Annotated in this window: 11 protein-coding genes; 2 read left to right on the forward strand and 9 right to left on the reverse strand. The window is 50.7% G+C overall.

Annotation, left to right across the window (positions count from 1 at the left end; all coding sequences use genetic code 11):
• Window positions 1-85 precede the first annotated feature (85 nt).
• The 9 genes from E3J62_11980 to E3J62_12020 all read right to left on the reverse strand — a co-directional run bounded on the left by E3J62_11980 (window position 86) and on the right by E3J62_12020 (window position 15,258).
• On the reverse strand, window positions 86-994 hold the full coding sequence (locus E3J62_11980; GenBank protein TET43926.1) for a M28 family peptidase: 909 nt from the start codon (window positions 992-994) through the stop codon (window positions 86-88).
• Window positions 966-6,551, reverse strand: coding sequence for a hypothetical protein (locus tag E3J62_11985; protein TET43927.1), 5,586 nt, complete (start codon window positions 6,549-6,551; stop codon window positions 966-968). The genes E3J62_11980 and E3J62_11985 overlap by 29 nt, the downstream gene beginning before the upstream one ends.
• Before the next feature lie 426 nt (window positions 6,552-6,977).
• On the reverse strand, window positions 6,978-7,769 hold the full coding sequence (gene purQ / locus E3J62_11990) for a phosphoribosylformylglycinamidine synthase I (protein TET43928.1): 792 nt from the start codon (window positions 7,767-7,769) through the stop codon (window positions 6,978-6,980).
• A 60-nt stretch (window positions 7,770-7,829) separates the two neighbouring features.
• Window positions 7,830-8,285, reverse strand: a complete 456-nt coding sequence (locus E3J62_11995) for a hypothetical protein (protein ID TET43929.1) — start codon at window positions 8,283-8,285, stop codon at window positions 7,830-7,832.
• A 4-nt stretch (window positions 8,286-8,289) separates the two neighbouring features.
• Window positions 8,290-11,142, reverse strand: a complete 2,853-nt coding sequence (purL, locus tag E3J62_12000; GenBank protein ID TET43930.1) for a phosphoribosylformylglycinamidine synthase subunit PurL — start codon at window positions 11,140-11,142, stop codon at window positions 8,290-8,292.
• Window positions 11,143-11,179: 37 nt separating this feature from the next.
• A complete protein-coding gene (locus E3J62_12005; protein TET43931.1) occupies window positions 11,180-12,022 on the reverse strand; it encodes a hypothetical protein in 843 nt (280 codons plus the stop codon).
• A gap of 10 nt (window positions 12,023-12,032) precedes the next feature.
• Complete coding sequence (locus E3J62_12010; protein TET43932.1) at window positions 12,033-12,947, reverse strand: radical SAM protein; 915 nt, start codon at window positions 12,945-12,947, stop codon at window positions 12,033-12,035.
• Window position 12,948: 1 nt separating this feature from the next.
• Entirely contained in the window at window positions 12,949-14,994 is a 2,046-nt protein-coding gene (locus E3J62_12015; protein TET43933.1) for a Na/Pi cotransporter family protein, read from the reverse strand.
• 123 nt (window positions 14,995-15,117) lie between these two features.
• Entirely contained in the window at window positions 15,118-15,258 is a 141-nt protein-coding gene (locus E3J62_12020; GenBank protein ID TET43934.1) for a hypothetical protein, read from the reverse strand.
• Between the two features lie 154 nt (window positions 15,259-15,412).
• On the opposite strand from E3J62_12020, the gene E3J62_12025 reads away from it, so the two are divergent.
• Both E3J62_12025 and E3J62_12030 read left to right on the forward strand, forming a co-directional pair.
• A complete protein-coding gene (locus E3J62_12025) occupies window positions 15,413-15,868 on the forward strand; it encodes a PTS sugar transporter subunit IIA (GenBank protein ID TET43935.1) in 456 nt (151 codons plus the stop codon).
• 27 nt (window positions 15,869-15,895) lie between these two features.
• Window positions 15,896-16,252 (forward strand): hypothetical protein, encoded by a 357-nt coding sequence (locus tag E3J62_12030; GenBank protein TET43936.1) that lies wholly within the window; start codon window positions 15,896-15,898, stop codon window positions 16,250-16,252.
• The last annotated feature ends 580 nt before the right edge of the window (window positions 16,253-16,832 follow it).

Genomic DNA, 16,832 nt, shown 5'->3' on the forward strand with positions numbered 1-16,832 from the left:
AATCACAAACTTGAACCGTCTTTTGTTTGGAATTTCGTGCCTGGTCATTGGAGTTTGTTTGCAGTTTGGTGCTTGAGATTTGCTTTCAGTTTTGAGGAGTGTAGCGATATACGATTCTGAGAAGGACATCACCAACAGCCTTCAGACTGCGTGAAGAGCACTTGTCATGGGTGTCCTCCAAGGTGTGCCAATATGGATAGTCAAAATCTATGATTACAGCGCAGGGAACTCCTGCTCCAATAAGATTCATGTGGTCATCATATACAGAGTGTTTCAGGTGTCCGTGAAACGAAGTGTTCCCCTTTGCGCAATTCCATATGAGTTCCACGACGTGCCGGGCATACGCCATTGAATTCTCCTCGACATAAATGTCCAGGTCTGCGTCACCAACCATGTCAACGAGTACCCCGTACGCGGCCCTTGGTCTCAACATGTGTTTGGCATAGTATGCTGACCCAAGGCAGAAGGTCTCGGGTCTACCCTGCTCGCCACTGTCCTCCCCATCAAAGAGGGCAATGTCAACCCCCTTTTGGGGAGTCCTACTCGAGAAGACTCTGGCCAGTTCCAGAAGAACAGCAACACCGGATGCACCATCGTTCGCCCCTGGTATGGGTGTCGTTCTGTTTGCAGGATCGGGGTCGAGGTCAGCCCAAGGCCTTGTGTCCCAGTGAGCACACAAGATCATTCTGTTTTCGACCTGGGGGTTAAAACGCGCGATAAGGTTCGTGAGCGTGCCTGGCAGGTTCTCAGCTTCGAAATCTTGAACAATGAGTGTATCCGCAAGGCGTGAGAGCTCCTCAATAAGATATGCCCTGCAGGCCGTGTGCCCCTTTGAACCGGGGTTTCTGGGTCCCATTGCTGTCTGAGTGAGCAAATACCTGTAGGCCTGCCTGCCGTCAAACTGCGGTACGGGGCTGCAACCTATGAGACCTAACAGCATTACCGCAACCAGTCTCATATGGTTACTAGAATTTGAACAGTACATCGAACTCAACGTTTATGTCTCTTCCCGTTCTTCCCCTCTGTTTGTCTCTGTTCTGGCGAAAATCCATGGTCAGCCCACCGGTCACTGACTTTGAGAAGTTGTAGCTTGCTCTTGGTGAAATCGAGAAAGACTCCGTGTCTGCGTTGATTCTTGGCGGCTTATCGGACCCTTCTGTGACGAGCTTGGAGTGCGTAGATGAGTAAGAGGCGCTGAGCGACAAATCCAGGTTGCTCTTGAATTTAACTCTCCTGCCAAGAAGAGGAAGGACCAGCCCCGTTGGTGCACTGAACGAGGTGGATACCTTGAGGGAGATCCCCTTTCTCGTGTCCGTGCTGGTAGTCATGGGAGTACCGGATTCTTTTTCGCTCACCGAATAGTCTGTGCTCACCTCCGTATTTATTCTCCTCTTCCAGGTTGTATGCCACGATACAAGGGGTGAGAAGTTCATAGCCTTTGTTCTGCTCGTAGGGGGCGTGTTGAGCGGTCCGGACTCACCCCTGGTCATGGAAAAGCTTGATCTTAGATCAGAGGACTGCATGAGCATCTTTATGGGAACGAATCTCTCAAACGATCTGAGGGTCACCGACATATCGGGCCACGTGGTTGACTTTGTTCTCGTCCTGCTGCCGGAGTACCCCTTCTCGGCCTCCGACCCTTTGCGGGAGATGCTCAAGCTGAGATCCCCCACACTCAATCCAGACCTGACCTGATACGTGTTATTCACCGACGTCTGGTCATACACATAGTATTCCTTTGGCACATCTTCCACATCGTCTCTGAACCCGAACTGATACTGCCATGAAGGACGTCCTTTCAGATAACTGTACTGGCTGTTGCGGCTTCTGGTATAAGAGCCATTGGGCGAGTTTATCCTGCTGCTGAGCTCAAGGAACTTTGCCAGCAGCCACTTCGGTGTTAGCGCTTTCAGGTCCTCGTCTTTGGCCCCTGCCAGTCCGGAGAAGATACTCATGAACTTGCTTATATTGAGTGTGAGACTAAGATTGGCTGAGTTTGAATTGCTGACGTTTCTATAATCATTTTCCAGTCCCCCAATGTCCGGATCGTGGTCCTCGACATATCTGGTATCATAGCTCATAGATTGGCTCAAGTATTCTGTCCAGAGTGGAAAATGGTAATTTATGCCGGCAGCCTGTGTCCTTCTGATCTCTGACCCAAGGTCGTAGCCGAAAAAAGTCCCTGGAAGATTGAGGTCACGGGTCTGGTCAATAGAGTAGTCTGTAGACACGAACTTGAGAGGGTCGTACGAGACGCTCGCCCTCCCATTTGCTATCCTGTCTTCGTCCACATTGGTCCTGACGTTCTGAGTGTCAGACTTTACGTATCCCACCCCCCAAGTTTTGTTGTAGGAGCTCGAAAGACTGAAGTGCGACGGGAAATAAGATAAACCGAATAGCCCAAAGATGGAGAGCGGGTTAACACGGGGTGAATACGAATACGAAATTGATGTATTGTACGTGGCATTGGAGTCTACGCGTGTCTCCGAATCTGAGAAGTTCTGGCTGGCAGAGGCCCCAACACGCACATTGTCTATCGTCCACCTGAGGAGCTTGTTAAGGGACTGCCTGGTCTTGTTGAGGCTTATGCTGCCACCCCTTCTGTACGTATGAGAAGCGCGTTTTCTTGCTTCTTCACCAGAGAGTATGATGTCTGATGACTGCTGATATTTCGGAAGGGATACATCCCTGTTAATGCTCGCATTCACGGGTATGGACATACCCCATTTCTCAGGAAGGAACTTGTCCAAGTTCATGTTGCCTGAGCCACTGAATTTGGTCGTTGTAGTGCCGCTTCCCCTCTCGCTTGCGAGGCCGCGGAACTCACTGTCTTGTCTGTTAACAGTAATCTTGAAATCCATCAGATCTGCGAACTTCGTGTCAAGTCTTATTTGGCTGGAAGTCCCCGTGTCTTTTCTGGGGTCAGATAGTCTTATCTCATCTATCCAGATCTCGCCGCTCACACGACCGTCCTGTTGATTGATGACGCCAACTTCCATTCTCCTTATGTTTCTGAATGATGGCTTTCCGTAGAAGCCATAGCCCACTCCACCTGCGTCGAAGTAGAACTGATCTTCCTTGTGGATCAGCTTCCTGTCCGTGAACTCCTGGATGGGCAGGACAAACTCGTGCCACCCTTTACCGACTACCTCCCTGTATTCGTAGTAGTTTTTCTCATCCCCTCCAAACTTGATGAAGAATGTCGGGTTGGACGTATCTCCGTGGACATAGAGCCTGATATCCTTGTAGTCTGAGTAGTCCTGCGTCTGACTTATCAACTGATATGCTGTACCCCTGTGCATGGTGTTGATATCGAAGAAATTGATAACAAGCGACTGCTCCCTTCTCTGATTCCCATAAGGATCTGTGCCTGGATCAAAAGGTGCCGTGTAGTCAGGATCTCTCTCATTGTTTTTCACGTTGATCTCAACTCTCTCCTCAGGCTCAAAGGTTCCGCCCTGATCTGGCAGAAGCCCGGAAACCCCTCCATTTTTCCACTTGTTGCCAACTATATCCAGCCCGGCTATTATCACTGAGTCTTTGTGGCTGAACCCGTCTATCCAGATTCTAGCCGCCGTTATGTTCTCCCAGTCCGGATTTCCGAACCTTTGCACGTTCATGGAATCGTCAAGCGCTAGTCGGAAAAGGCGCCAGCCATCCTCTCCGTCGTTCACGACAAAATTCCGACTGGACAGGTCGAATGTGAACTCGAAGTAGTCTTTCCTGCTATCGAGGACATGGTTCCCGTTCAAATCTTCTGTATCCAGCCTGTCATTGTTCTCCGTCCCGTTTACACGTGAATAGTTGCTTGTCCCCGGGTCGTATTTGTAGTCATCATTTCCATCGTCCCCAGAGACAGTTCTGTCGTCATCACCTTGAACACCATCAACTCCGGTGTCTTCATCGTAGTCGAGTTGACCATTCACAGTCTTTATGTCCTCAGTATCCAGCTTCCCATTATACCCCTTTATTAGCGTTGGATCTTTGACTCTCCTCGGTGCGTCCTCTGGTATGTTTGTCCCCACGTCAATATGTATTCTTCCCGTATCCCCCTTCACCCACACCTCTAAGGCCCTTGACCGGGAGAAGTCCAGCCCCTGGATGGAAAGACTTCTGTTCAAACTGACCCAGGTGCTTTCTCCAATACTGCTCAGCTTATTCCCAAACACGAGCACGGTCACCTGATCGTTCCTCCGGTCCTCGGGCAGATTTGGATCCAGGTATCTTGCACGTATGCCGTCCCTGGGATTGTACCAGTAGGGGCTCCCAAAACTGGTAGTATCTCTCCCGTCAGGTACGGAGCCGGACAACCAAGAGGGCCTGGTGACTCCAAGATTGTAGCTTGTTCTTGTACCTTCCATGTCATCTACGAAGACTTCGCCCTGAGTGTTCGGGTTAGGCATGGATATCGCCGCCTCCCCTGAAAGCCGGAATGAAGACTTGGCCTCTGTTGATACGAGTGGAAGAGCATTTGCCAGACGGGTGAAGAGGTCCGGCTCGGCGTTAAAGTGGCCGTCCACCTCGCCTACCAAAATCCTTCTTGACTCTTCTCCCAGTTTGGGTCTCAGCTCTCTGGTAGCCTCCGACCTGTACATCCAGCTCGTCCCGATTTCTGCCTTATCGGAGAACTGATATGTTGCCCTGGTCCCCAAAAGAGATTTTGAAGCGAGAGACAGGAAGGGCGCATACTGGTAAGTTATGGTCACCTCTGCATCTGGCCTGCTTGCTTCCGGAGCCAAGAGGGTGACCATTCCAAGATCATAGTCAACCGTGTAGTCCTGACCCTGCACAAGTTCACGACCATTCAGCTTCACCTGTACTGACCCTTCAAGAATATTTATCCTGTTCAGACTGAATGTGGTCTTTGTGCCTTTGGCCACAGCTTCAATATAGTATTTTGGCGAATAGTCTGTGAAGGTCGTTCTGTCGTAGATGGAGTCGGGGTCAGCCAAAATATCACTTTGAAAGGGTCTTTCATTAGGGAATATGAGAAGACCTTCCTCCCACCTTATCCAGCCCACGTCAACTGCTCCGTCCTTGGGATTCTCATCCAGGCCGAGTATTTCAAGGTATGTCTTCCCCCCCTCAGTCCAAGGGTCTTCTTCTGCAGAGTAACTGTATTTTCTTATTCTCAGCTCAACAGGAGGTCTCACATAAGTCGCACCCAGACTGTACACATTCTTCAGTTCGTAGCTCCATGTCCGGGAGTCCGGACCGGGAATCTTCGGCTTTATCAATTGAACGATAACTGTATCATCAGAAGCGTATGTGTCCTTAAACGTCCCAACAGTCTCATCCAGTGCAGTCACGTATGAAACTGCGAATACGTCCTGGTTCTTCTGTCCCAACCCACGGGCCAGCTCTATGATGTTCTTCTGGTAGTCGAACGTGTAGAACTCCTCATCCACCTGCTTGATATCAAATCGGCCAGAGTGAAACTCGGTCGTGTCCGGCACATCCGGATCAATGTATGCCTCACCGTAAACAGTCCCGTCGTCATTCGCGCCATTCCCGTCATCCACAAAGACCTTTATCATCCCTTCTTTTATGGTTGTGTGAGCCGGAATCCAAAAGAACCGCCATCTGAGAAAGCGTATGTCATCTATCTTGAGGGTTTCTGCAACTGCACCTCCGGAAATAGTCAACTCCTCTGCCTTCCCCTGTTCTTTGCTGGCAATGGCCGTTATGTTGAGGGGGCCGACCTTGGCCTCACCCTTTAAGCCAAATAGCCCCTTGTGCGTGGGTGGCCCTCCTATCAGCCTGGTGCCGGGTAGACTCAGCTGTGTGTCCCCGGCCTCTATCAACTGCACTATTTCATCTTCATCCCCTTCATACCGGAGCTTTATCTTGTTCTTGGTTTCGGTCTCCCTTTCAGAATCGTGATCCACGAACACGTGAACCTTCTGCCCCACGGTCCCTTCCAGATTCACAATAAGATGCTGTTTCATTTTCAGTTCAGGGAAGGGAGACTGGCGGGTGAGCTCTGTCTGCTGCTGCTCCAGCTCGAAGTGCTTCGACCCACCGAACTGAATCCCCTGGCTTCCTTTTACGTCGATCTTTCCACCCTGACCGATGATACCAGCAATAGGTTTCGGAAGCTCGATAGGAATGTCAATCGGCGGTATCAGGCCCCCCTCTGATTCCTGCTGGCGTTTGGAAGTTGATTTTCTGGCACTCTCTTTCAACGCTTTTCTTATGCCCCTTTTCCTGACCTCGGCAAGATACTCACTCAGGGGCACTATCTCCACTATGCCCAGAACCTGGCCATCCTTCTCAAGTGTGGTGACCACAACACCCAGATCGTAGTCAACTCTGGTCACCTCTCTGACACCGGTCATCCTCTGCAGAAGAATCTCAGCGGCCCTGTGATCCAGGTACTTGGTTTCCAGGCTGTCTTCCTGCGCGCATGCCGTGGGAGTAAAGAAGGCGAGGACCAGGCACAGAAGGATAAGTCCCTCCAGACTGGTCTTCAGGGAAAGGCACAGACAGCAAAAGCCGGGAGCTCTAACACCCCGGCTCCCGGCTAGGTTTTTTCTTAACGTTTGTACCATACTCGCCAAGGGGGCACGAAGTAAAGACCTTGTGTCACAAAATAGGACTATAAGCTATTCTCACCTTGACGAGCGCTATAGGATCGCCCCTTTCGTTTCTATATTCCTAACCTACTCTCATTCTTAATTATAGCCCAATCCGCCCTTCTGTCAACCCCCTTTTGCGCGCTTTACGCTGTACGCTATGCGCTATACGCCAAAAGACGGCCAAAAGCTGCTTTTTTCAGGTTTGGGGGAAAGGCCCCGTGTATCTCGCTTGGCGAGAAACGGGGCAGGCGTGGACTTTTGGACTTTTGCAGAATCACCAACTGCCGAAGGTCCTGAGCCCGGTCGAAGGGCAAACTCTGAATTGCCAACTACTTCAGTAGCCCGGTCCTTCGCCCTTCCCACCAAGCGGCTTTTGTTTTCGATTTTCGAAGTCGTGAGTTAGATGAGGTTTCGGGCCACGAAGTCCACGGCATTTTTGAATATCGCCATGCCATCCCCTTCTTCCTTGAGGCCTTCACGCGCCCACCGCGGGTGCTGAGTAGGATGCATGTGCCTCTCAGGGTGTGGCATCATACCGAAAATCCTGCCGGTTGGATCGCATATCCCTGCTATCCCTTTGACAGAGCCATTGGGATTTCCCGGATAACCTGTGGGTTCGCCATGCTCATCCACATAAGTGAAAACAACCTGGCCACTTTTTTCTAGCTTGCTCAGAGTCTCGCTATCTTTGGAAACAAACTTTCCCTCGGCATGAGCAACCGGCATATACACAATTGGCTCTATCCCCTCCGTGTATATGCATCTCGATTCATCATTTGTCTTCAGATAAACCCACCTATCTTCAAACTTGTTTGAATCGTTGAAAACAAGCGTTACCGACTGCTCCACCTTCCCGTCGAATGCAGGAAGCAAACCCGCCTTAACCAACACCTGGAAGCCGTTGCATATGCCGATGGCCAGCTTCCCGTCCCTCGCAAACTGCTCGATCTCTGCCCGCAGTTTGTACTTCAATTCATTCGCCAGTATCTTCCCAGCAGCTATGTCGTCGCCGTATGTGAACCCGCCAGGTATGACCAGGATTTCAAAATCATTCAAACTCACCTTCCCACTGATCAGCCGATTGACATGCTCAAGACTTGTGCTGGCCCCAACAGAATCGAACGCATACCTCGTCTCATAGTCGCAGTTGGTACCAGCAGTCCTCAGAATCAATACTCTAGCCTTACCCATCTTCTCCTACCTCACCGGTACAAGTTTGGCTGTACACCGTTCATCACAGCAACCATTCTCTCACTTAACACTACCTTTCTCATGAAGGCCTATTGCAAGGAGCCTCACATCGTATCCCTTGATGTCCGGGCTCTCTATCGGCTTTGCCACAATGTTGGTGTATCTGCCGGCCAGCCTTCTCATCGTCTGGTTTATCTCATTTATCTGCTTTTGAGAGATAAGGTTCCTTGCGTGAACCACAACCACTATGGCATATGATCTGAAGAAGCGCTCCTCCTTGAGCAACATGGCAGATATGGCCTTCTCCAGAGCCTTCATCGGGTCATCAGATAGACCCGAGGCAGCCTCAAATCTTCCGTAAGGTGAAATCGCGTCCTTAAGCTTGTTCCGTAGAACTTCCATCTCTTCGCCATCGGAAGTGGTCGCAACCTTCTCCATGTCAGAAGCGATCTCTTTGCGCTTCTCATGGTCCGCAACGCCCAACGCATCAACAAGCTGAATAAGATAGTTTACCAACTCCTCACCACCTCAAAGGTTTCTGCCACGCCTCCTTCAGGCCCGCAATGTCAGCACTCACAACAACCTTACCCGTCATGCCTTTGACCACAAAATCACCGGAGTCGTCAACGGTGCCCAGAAGCCCAAATGGGACATTCCTCATCTCTGCTTCGAACTGCAGCCGGTTTCTTTCCCCTACCTCGACTATGAATCTTGTATTTGACTCTGAGAAGAGAATCTTGTCATCCCTCTCTATGGGATCACCAAGTGGTACATGTGAAAGGTCAATCTCTATCCCGAGTCCGCCCGCAAAAGCCATCTCAGCGCACGCTACACCGATACCGCCTTCCGAACAGTCATGGATTGATCTCAATAAACCCTTTCTCGAGGCGCTACTGAGAGATTCCATTGTGCACCTGGCATCAACAAAACTGACTCTGGGGACGTTGCAGCCGATTTCTCCGTGCACAAGATAGTAATGTGAGCCACCAAGCTCATCAAAAGTCTTGCCCACAACATAAATGAGACTGCCAACCCCTTTTGCATCCATCGTCTTTGCCTTGCGCACATCACTCATGATACCCATAGCCGATATAAGCAGTGTGGGAGGAATCGAGATCGTTTTGTCCCCAACTCTGTACTCGTTATTCAGACTGTCCTTGCCGGAGATGAAGGGGCACCCGTAAGCGGTGGAAGCGTCATGGCATGCCTTAGCTGCTCTGACAAGAGCGCCCAGCCTTTCGGGAACATCCGGATTCCCCCAGGAAAAATTGTCAAGGAGGGCGACACGATCGAGACTTCCTCCAACGGCAATCTGATTTCTCAAAGCCTCGTCTACGGCTGAGGCTGCCATCCAGTACGGATCGATCAGTCCGTATCTCGGATTTATCCCGCAGGATATGATTACCCCCCGGTCTGAGTGAAGAACAGGCCTGGTGACCGAGGCATCGGAAGGACCATCGTTTCCGATGCCAGTCAAGGGCTTGACTACAGACCCACCCTGAACCTCATGGTCATACTGTCGGATTATCCACTCCTTACTGCACACGTTCCAGGACGAGAGTATCGATAGAAGGTCACCGGTCAAATCGTCTGGTTCGCCAAACTCAGGTTCTTGCAGGGACGGTCTTTCCCATTCTGCCTTCTTGGTTGGAATTGGATAGCCATCGTGCAGAAATCGCATATCCAGATCGCAGACCTTCTTGTTCCGGTAGTTCAGAACTAGCTTCTTGTCGCCAGTATATTTCCCGATTACCGTGGCTTCCACTTCCTCACTTTCAAACACGTCGAGCAACCTTTCCAGTTTCTCTTCTGGCACCGCAAGTACCATTCTTTCTTGAGCCTCAGATACCCAGATCTCCCAGTAGGAAAGCCCCTCATACTTGAGCGGAACTCGTTCTAGATTCACTTCCGCGCCTACAGCTCTGGCTGTCTCTCCCACAGCAGAGGACAGGCCTCCTCCTCCACAATCTGTGATACCAACATAAAGGCCCAGATCTCTCGCCTTGATTATTGCATCTGTCAGCCTCTTCTCCTCTATCGGATTTCCTATCTGCACAGCCTGTGAAGAGAGAGACTCCGACTCTTCATGCAGCTCCAGGGACGCAAAAGTGACTCCGTGTATCCCATCTCTCCCAGTCCTTCCCCCCACCAGCACTATCGCATTCCCTGCTTCTATCTTTTTACTGCTTTTGCCTTTGGGAAGCAACCCTACGTTCCCGCAGTAAACCACTGGGTTGCCAAGATAAGCGGGATCGAAAAGAACTGCACCATTGGAAGTAGGAATACCCATTCTATTACCATAATCCCTCACGCCCGCGACGACTCCCTTCATCACCCTTTTGGGATGCAGGACCCCTTTTGGAACCTCCCGTGCAGGATAGTCCGGAGGAGCGAAGCAGAAGACGTCGGTGTTTATTATCGGTTTGGCCCCAAGACCAGTACCGAGCGGATCCCTTATCACACCTCCTATCCCTGTGCCTGCGCCACCATAGGGTTCAAGCGCCGAAGGGTGGTTATGCGTCTCGACCTTGAAACAGATGTCGTGCTCCTCATCGAATTCTATCACTCCGCTGTTGTCTTTGAAGACAGAGAGGCACCAGTCTTTTCCCAACTGCTCTGTCGCCTTCATTATGGTCGATTCAAGAAGTCCTTCTATCCTTTCGCCTTCGTACTCTATTATTCCTCTGAAAGTCTTGTGAACACAGTGTTCTGACCATGTCTGTGCAATCGTCTCCAGCTCAACATCAGTGGGTTCCCTCCCCAGTTCGAGGAAATGCTGCTGAACAGCCTTCATCTCGTCAAGGTTGAGCGAAAGCTGACCGTCTTCGCTTATCTCCAGAAGCTTATCATCGCTTGCATCCACCAAAGGGATAGAAGTGAGCTCAAACTTATAGGGAACCACAGGCAGAATCTTCTCCTCTCTTACTATGTGCTGGATTAGGGGATTGTAGAACAGTCTGGACGCAGCAATGAGGATATCGTCATCACTCATTACGCCCCAGATTGCATATTTGACTCCTGTCCTGATCGAGGCCACGTCCTTTATTCCAAGATCCCGAATCGCCTTGGATGTGCTTAAAGCAACAGTATCCATGACCCCCGGATTGAAGCCTATTTCTATCACCCTGAGCCGGTCATCGTTTTTATAGACGGACTCCCCGCAAGAAGTCATTTCGGCTACCGGGTCAGCTAGAAGCTCAGAGGAGATTCTCTGAACCTCATTCTCAGTGAGTTCACCCTGGATACTGTAAGTATGGCCCACCCTCACCTTTTGTACCGACACATATCCAAGATCATGCAGATCCTTCTTTGCAGACTCGCCGGCAGCATCGGCGAAATCTTCCTTGACCCAGGTCTCTATCTTCCACTCCATCAGCACAATCCTTTCCAATCAGCTCTTCATATTGAATTCAGAAACCAATGCGTGCACCGGCAGCAACGAACCCGTTCCCTCCGGTCAGACCTCCTTCAAGGTTCAGGTGGATGATGACCAGGCAAAGCTCCACGCCGGCATATAGCCTTCTTGACGAAGGCTTCAGATCCATGCCCCCCGAGTCATCCTCCATTAGCGGATTCACATAATCTACCTCCCAGCTTGCATTGAATTCATGCCAGTCCCAGCCAATGCCTGCATAAGGTGTGATCAGCAGTAGATTCTTTGAAATATCTACATGCAAGCTCAGTGTAGAGAGTTTCAGTTTTGCCCAGGCCTCTGCCGTTGAATCGCTGAAAACGTACATCATCTGGCTGGTTCTGGTATAGGCAAAAGTAAGGGAGACAGCGGGAGCAATCAGGGAATTCCGTAACAGACCCATCCTGATACCGCCACCAAATATGGCTGGCGCCATCTCCGCATATTTTCTGTACTCCCCAACAGTGGGGAACTGACCGAATCTCCCAATCAGGTCAACAGATCCGATCCCTCCCACCAAAGGGTTGGGACTGAACCCCTTTAGAATACCGATCCCCCCGAACAAAAACATGGTCGGAACCACAGCCACCAGGGTCTCACTCGTGTCTGTCGGATTCACAGCCTCTATCCCCACCACGTTCAAGCCCGCCCCCATCTGGAAGTGGGGAAGACCGCCGTGAGTGTTGGCGGACCAGAGCACGCCCCCTGAAATCGCCTGCCCCACCGTCTCCACAAGCGTGTTAAGGAAAATCTTCACCTCAGTCGAATCGAGCCCCTGGCCACTGGAAGAGCAAGGCGTGAAAAGAAGGCACACCAGCGCAATCCCACAAACTAGCCTCATACGTCTCCTCCTATATCAGGTGGTCCTGTACCCACCCCCTATGTAACCCCAACTTCCACATCGCGTCAAGTGCATCTTCATACTCTTTTGTGGTTATTCTCCTGCCCAGCTCAGGATAGGAGTCTGCATTGTAGCACGGAAAATACTGATCCATCAAGCTTATGTAGGTGTTTTTCGAAAGATGTTCGGCTATAAAGGCCAGGACTTCGTAGGAATTGCTCAATCCATTGGGGAGAACAAGATGCCTTATGAGAAGCCCACCGACTGCCACGCCGTCTTCGATCACAAGGTCACCAACCTGGCTGCGCATCTCCTTCAGTGCGGCCCTGTTCACCTCCACATAATCAGGCGCATCAGAGTACTTCGAGGCTTCTTCGTTTCTCCCATATCTTGAGTCTGGCATGTAGATATCAAAGACTCCATCAAGGAGCTTCAGAGCCTCCACAGAATCGTATCCACCAGAGTTGTACACCAGAGGGAGCATCAAGCCCTTTTCAACTGCGGCGGAAAGCCCCTCAAGTATCTGTGGGACCATGTGAGTGGGCGTCACAAAGTTTATGTTATGACATCCTTTCTCCTCCAGCGAAATCATCATGTCTGCCAACTCATCGGAGCTCACCGTTCTACCGTTATGCAACTGACTTATGGGATAGTTCTGGCAGTAGACGCAACTCAGATCGCAGTTCGTGAAAAAAATTGTTCCCGAACCAGAATGACCAGAGATGGGAGGCTCCTCGCCGAAGTGGGGGTTGTAACTGGACACAATGGCATCCTTGCCGGAGTCGCAGTAGCCCAACTCGCCCTTCAGCCTGTTCACACCACACTTCCTGGGACAAAGCCTGCATCCATCGAGAAGAGAAAATGCTTCTTCAACTCTATCTGTTAACTCCTTTCCCACCAGATTGAGATACTTGGGATACTTCATGCTACATTCTTCCCAGTACAGCCTCCGCAGTGTTGGCCGCGTGGAAGTTAATCCGCTCCAGATCCCGTATCAGGTCAAGATGGACTGAGCTCGTATCCAGACTCTCTTTCTTGTCCTTACGCAGTCTATCTATGTGGGCATCATGAAGTCTTGACTGCCTCCGTTCACCTTCGACCCTCCTGTCCAGAGTTTTCCTCGCCAGGTCTCCGTCCCAGGATGAAAAAGAGGTAACAGCCATTCTTAGGCTCTTGGAAACAAACTCATGAAACTCGTTTATCTCTGAGAATCCTTCCTTGGAGAAATAGAATCCAAGTTCTATCTTCTTCTTCGCATAGATCATGAGACTCTTGCTGACAACATCGCCAACACTCTCCAGTTCATCGACTATGTGGAGAAGGGCAACTCCCCTTAGCGACTGATCCTTGGTCAGCTCCTCCTGGGATATCCTTGTCAGATAGGTAGTAATACTTCCGGCCAGCTCATCAACCCTATCATCCTCGGCAACAATCTCTTTTCTCAGGGTGTCGTCATTCCTTCTCAGCACATCTTTCACCTTGGCAAACATGGCCATAACAATGTCGGCCATGCGCATCGCCTCTCTCTGAGCCTGACCTATTGCAAGTGAAGGCGTATCAAGAACCGTGTCGTCAAGGTATCTGGGTTTTCTCCTCAATGTTTCGGGACCTTCTTTGACCAAGGCCTTTATGACCCTCTCATACGGGGAGACTATGGGAAAAAACAGAACTACTGCTGCGAGATTGAGGATGGTGTGAGCGTTCGCAATCTGCCGGGCAGTAGAACCGCCGATAATCGACAAAAGGCCTGTGAAGTATCTGATGAAGACAAAGAAGATGATCACAACCACAAGCTTGAATACTGTGTGGGCCAGAGCCACTCTCCTCCCTTCTGTCGTGGATCTCACTGCTCCCAGCAGGGCGGTTACGGCGCTGCCCAGGTTGGCCCCCAGTACCACTGCAACCGCGCCATTTAAGTCTATTATACCCTCATAGCCAAGCATGATAGCCACACCTATCGGGCCCGCGCTTGAACGGGCAACCGCAGCAAAGAGGGCGGCAAGGATAGCGGTGAGAAGAGGCTTTGTCCCCAAGAATGCGATCGCAACCTTAAACTGCGGACTCGCCTGGAGCGGAGCTACCGCGTCAGCCATGAGTCTCAGGCCAAGGAAGACCATACCCACCCCAAACAGAGTCCTTCCTAAGTAGACATAGGGCTGCCTCAACGACATGAGCAGGAACCCGAGTGCCACCAAAAGGGGCGCAAAACTGGTCACTCTGAAGGCGATTACCTGTATGGTCAGTGTGGTCCCAACTTCCGCCCCAAGGATGAGGCCAAGAGACTGAGAGAGGTTGACAAGCCCGGCATTTGCAAAGCTCATGAGCATGGCCACTGTCGCAGAGGAGGATTGGACCAGAATGGTGAGAAGGGCACCCACCAAAATTCCCATAGCCTTCCGCTCGCTGAGGGAAAATATCATATGGCGAAGCCTGCCTCCGGCAGCCCTGTTCAAAGCCCTCCCCACAAAGTTCAGCCCGAACAGAAATAGCGAGAGACCCCCGACCAGGCCGAACACGCTGAAGGCCGGCCAGCCCTTCCGCATTCCTCTTATAGTGAAGTTGATATGAGATTCCTGGCCGGCAATTCTTGCCGTCAGATGATAATAACCCGGTTCTGCCCCCAGCCTCACATGTGTTTTTGCGTAGCCGTACCCATCTGTCAGAACTGTATCCTGTGCTACCCTTGCGCGTACCCCTTTGTGGATGTTCCCTTCCGGCTCCCCCACAACAGAAAAGACGATGGGAACGGACCGAGCTGGCAGACCATCAGGCCCTCTAACAGAAACGATAATGGGCTGGGCTGCCTGGTGTTTCACCGTTGCAAGTTGATCATCGCCTGAAATATCTCTTCCGAAGGTATCGTGCGCTTTGGATATGCTCAGTTTCAGGGGGATCCCCTCTTGGGCGTAGGAAGTCGGCGAAGCAAGAATTGCGAACGCCAGGAATGCGCCTATAGTCACGCCTTTCTTCATGCACACGGACTATAGAAAAGAGATATTCAAAAGTCAACTGTAACTTTGCGTTTGATTTGTCGCAACCCTGTGCGCAGGAAAGTCGAAATTAGACCTTCGACCTTTGTTTCCAGATGATCCTGTTCATTTTTCCAGGAACCTGCTCACATAGCGTTCTACGGTTCTGACGGTCGCCCTCAATTCATCAGCTGCTTCCTGCTTAGATATCCTCTCTTTCAACAGATCCTTGATCAAAAAGACCCTCTTTTCCGTTCTCGTTTCCATCTCCCCACCCCCTTTTCCGGAGGTGAGGATACCGACATTTCAAATGCAAGGAAACAACGACAATTTTAATGCTACTCAACAGTCAACTTTTTTCTTGACTCGCACTTAGCCCAAAGTTATATTCTCTAATGTGAGCGGGGAAATGGACTAAGTAATGAGGCTTGTCGATCATCTTCGGAGTGAATTGATAGAGTTGGATCTCCAATCCCGCACCAAAAATGAAGTGCTCAGGGAGCTATCGGATCTCCTTCCCATAGATGAAAAATCAAAAGAGATGCTCATCGAGACGCTCAAGAAAAGAGAGGAACTTGGCTCGACAGGTGTTTCAAGAGGTATAGCAATCCCTCACTGTCGTTCCCTTCTGGTGAAAAAGCTGTATGTGATCCTTGGCCGTTCCAAGAAGGGGATAGATTTCAAGTCCTTAGACGGAAAGCCTGTGTATATTTTCTTTCTGATCGTTGCTCCTCCCCAGGAACCATCTAACCAGTACCTCATAGCCCTGGGCAAGGTTGCCCAAATGGCCAGAGAGCTTTCAAAGAAGAAAGAGATTCTCGAAATAGAAGACAAACAACAATTCTTGAGGTTTCTCTCCAAACTTGATACGGGGTAGGAGTCTCTCCTCCGTGCAGGTCAGGACATGCACCAGCAGCTCGAGCTTTTGATAATGCTTCATGACGTAGATCTTCTTCTGAAGGAGTCCCAGGACGCAAAGACTTCAAGCCAATTGAAGAAGATCGGCTTCAAGATGGGCAAGCCGACAAAGAAGATAGAGGCAGCAAGAAAGAAGTTGCTTGAAGAGCTTGACAAAGATATCGTCGAAAGATACAGGCGACTGATGAAAAGGTATGATAGGGCCGTGGCTCCCGTTCTGGACGGAATATGCTATGGATGCTACCAGGTCATGCCCATTGCCCTAGCCACTGACAAAGACAGAAACAAGAAAATTTGTCTCTGTCCCAACTGCGGCCGATTTCTATATTGGATTGACAAATAACCTTTCACACTTCCACCCACCACTCCTTCGAAATTCCCATCTACCCCCAGCAACACCTTCGAAAATAGAAATTCCGCACCACTCCACACTCAGCCTTCGAAATTCCTCTCAACTCCTCCCCACACATTCGAAATTGCGAAATTAGAAAACGAAAAAGGCCCCGCCCGCCTGTTGGCGGGATGAGGCATTTTTCGTCGTGTTTACTCTTTCTCAATAAGACCCAGCGGCAGCGAAGGTCGAATTATAGAAAGAGTTAATCCTGAGCAGCCGCAGGCTGTCGAAGGGAGGCGTCAGCCGAAGGATCTGCTTTTCGCCGGGCCAACAATCCCACTTCTCATTGCACCTCGACAGGCTCCTTTCGGATAGCCTCCCCTCGACTTCTCTCGGGACAAGCAGGACAGACGGCATAAACTCGCAGACCGTGGGACGCGAAGCAATGTCAACCCTACCTGCCCCCAGCCGCACCTTCGAAAATAGAAAATCAAAGACGAACGACCCGCAGTGGCACAGCGAAAAAAAACGGACTGTCATTGCGAGACTCGCGGAGCGAGTCGAAGCACCCATTAAAAGGCACCTTGTC

The sequence above is a fragment of the candidate division TA06 bacterium genome (assembly GCA_004376575.1).
Classification (GTDB): domain Bacteria; phylum Hydrothermota; class DG-26; order E44-bin18; family E44-bin18; genus E44-bin18.

What these genes read in the sequence shown, in the direction of transcription:
- E3J62_11985 (TET43927.1), bottom strand. Translation starts at nt 6,551, where the DNA reads ATGGTACAAACGTTAAGAAAAAACCTAGCCGGGAGCCGGGGTGTTAGA.
- purQ (TET43928.1), bottom strand. Translation starts at nt 7,769, where the DNA reads ATGGGTAAGGCTAGAGTATTGATTCTGAGGACTGCTGGTACCAACTGC.
- purL (TET43930.1), bottom strand. Translation starts at nt 11,142, where the DNA reads ATGGAGTGGAAGATAGAGACCTGGGTCAAGGAAGATTTCGCCGATGCT.
- E3J62_12005 (TET43931.1), bottom strand. Translation starts at nt 12,022, where the DNA reads ATGAGGCTAGTTTGTGGGATTGCGCTGGTGTGCCTTCTTTTCACGCCT.
- E3J62_12010 (TET43932.1), bottom strand. Translation starts at nt 12,947, where the DNA reads ATGAAGTATCCCAAGTATCTCAATCTGGTGGGAAAGGAGTTAACAGAT.
- E3J62_12015 (TET43933.1), bottom strand. Translation starts at nt 14,994, where the DNA reads ATGAAGAAAGGCGTGACTATAGGCGCATTCCTGGCGTTCGCAATTCTT.
- E3J62_12020 (TET43934.1), bottom strand. Translation starts at nt 15,258, where the DNA reads ATGGAAACGAGAACGGAAAAGAGGGTCTTTTTGATCAAGGATCTGTTG.
- E3J62_12025 (TET43935.1), top strand. Translation starts at nt 15,413, where the DNA reads ATGAGGCTTGTCGATCATCTTCGGAGTGAATTGATAGAGTTGGATCTC.
- E3J62_12030 (TET43936.1), top strand. Translation starts at nt 15,896, where the DNA reads ATGCACCAGCAGCTCGAGCTTTTGATAATGCTTCATGACGTAGATCTT.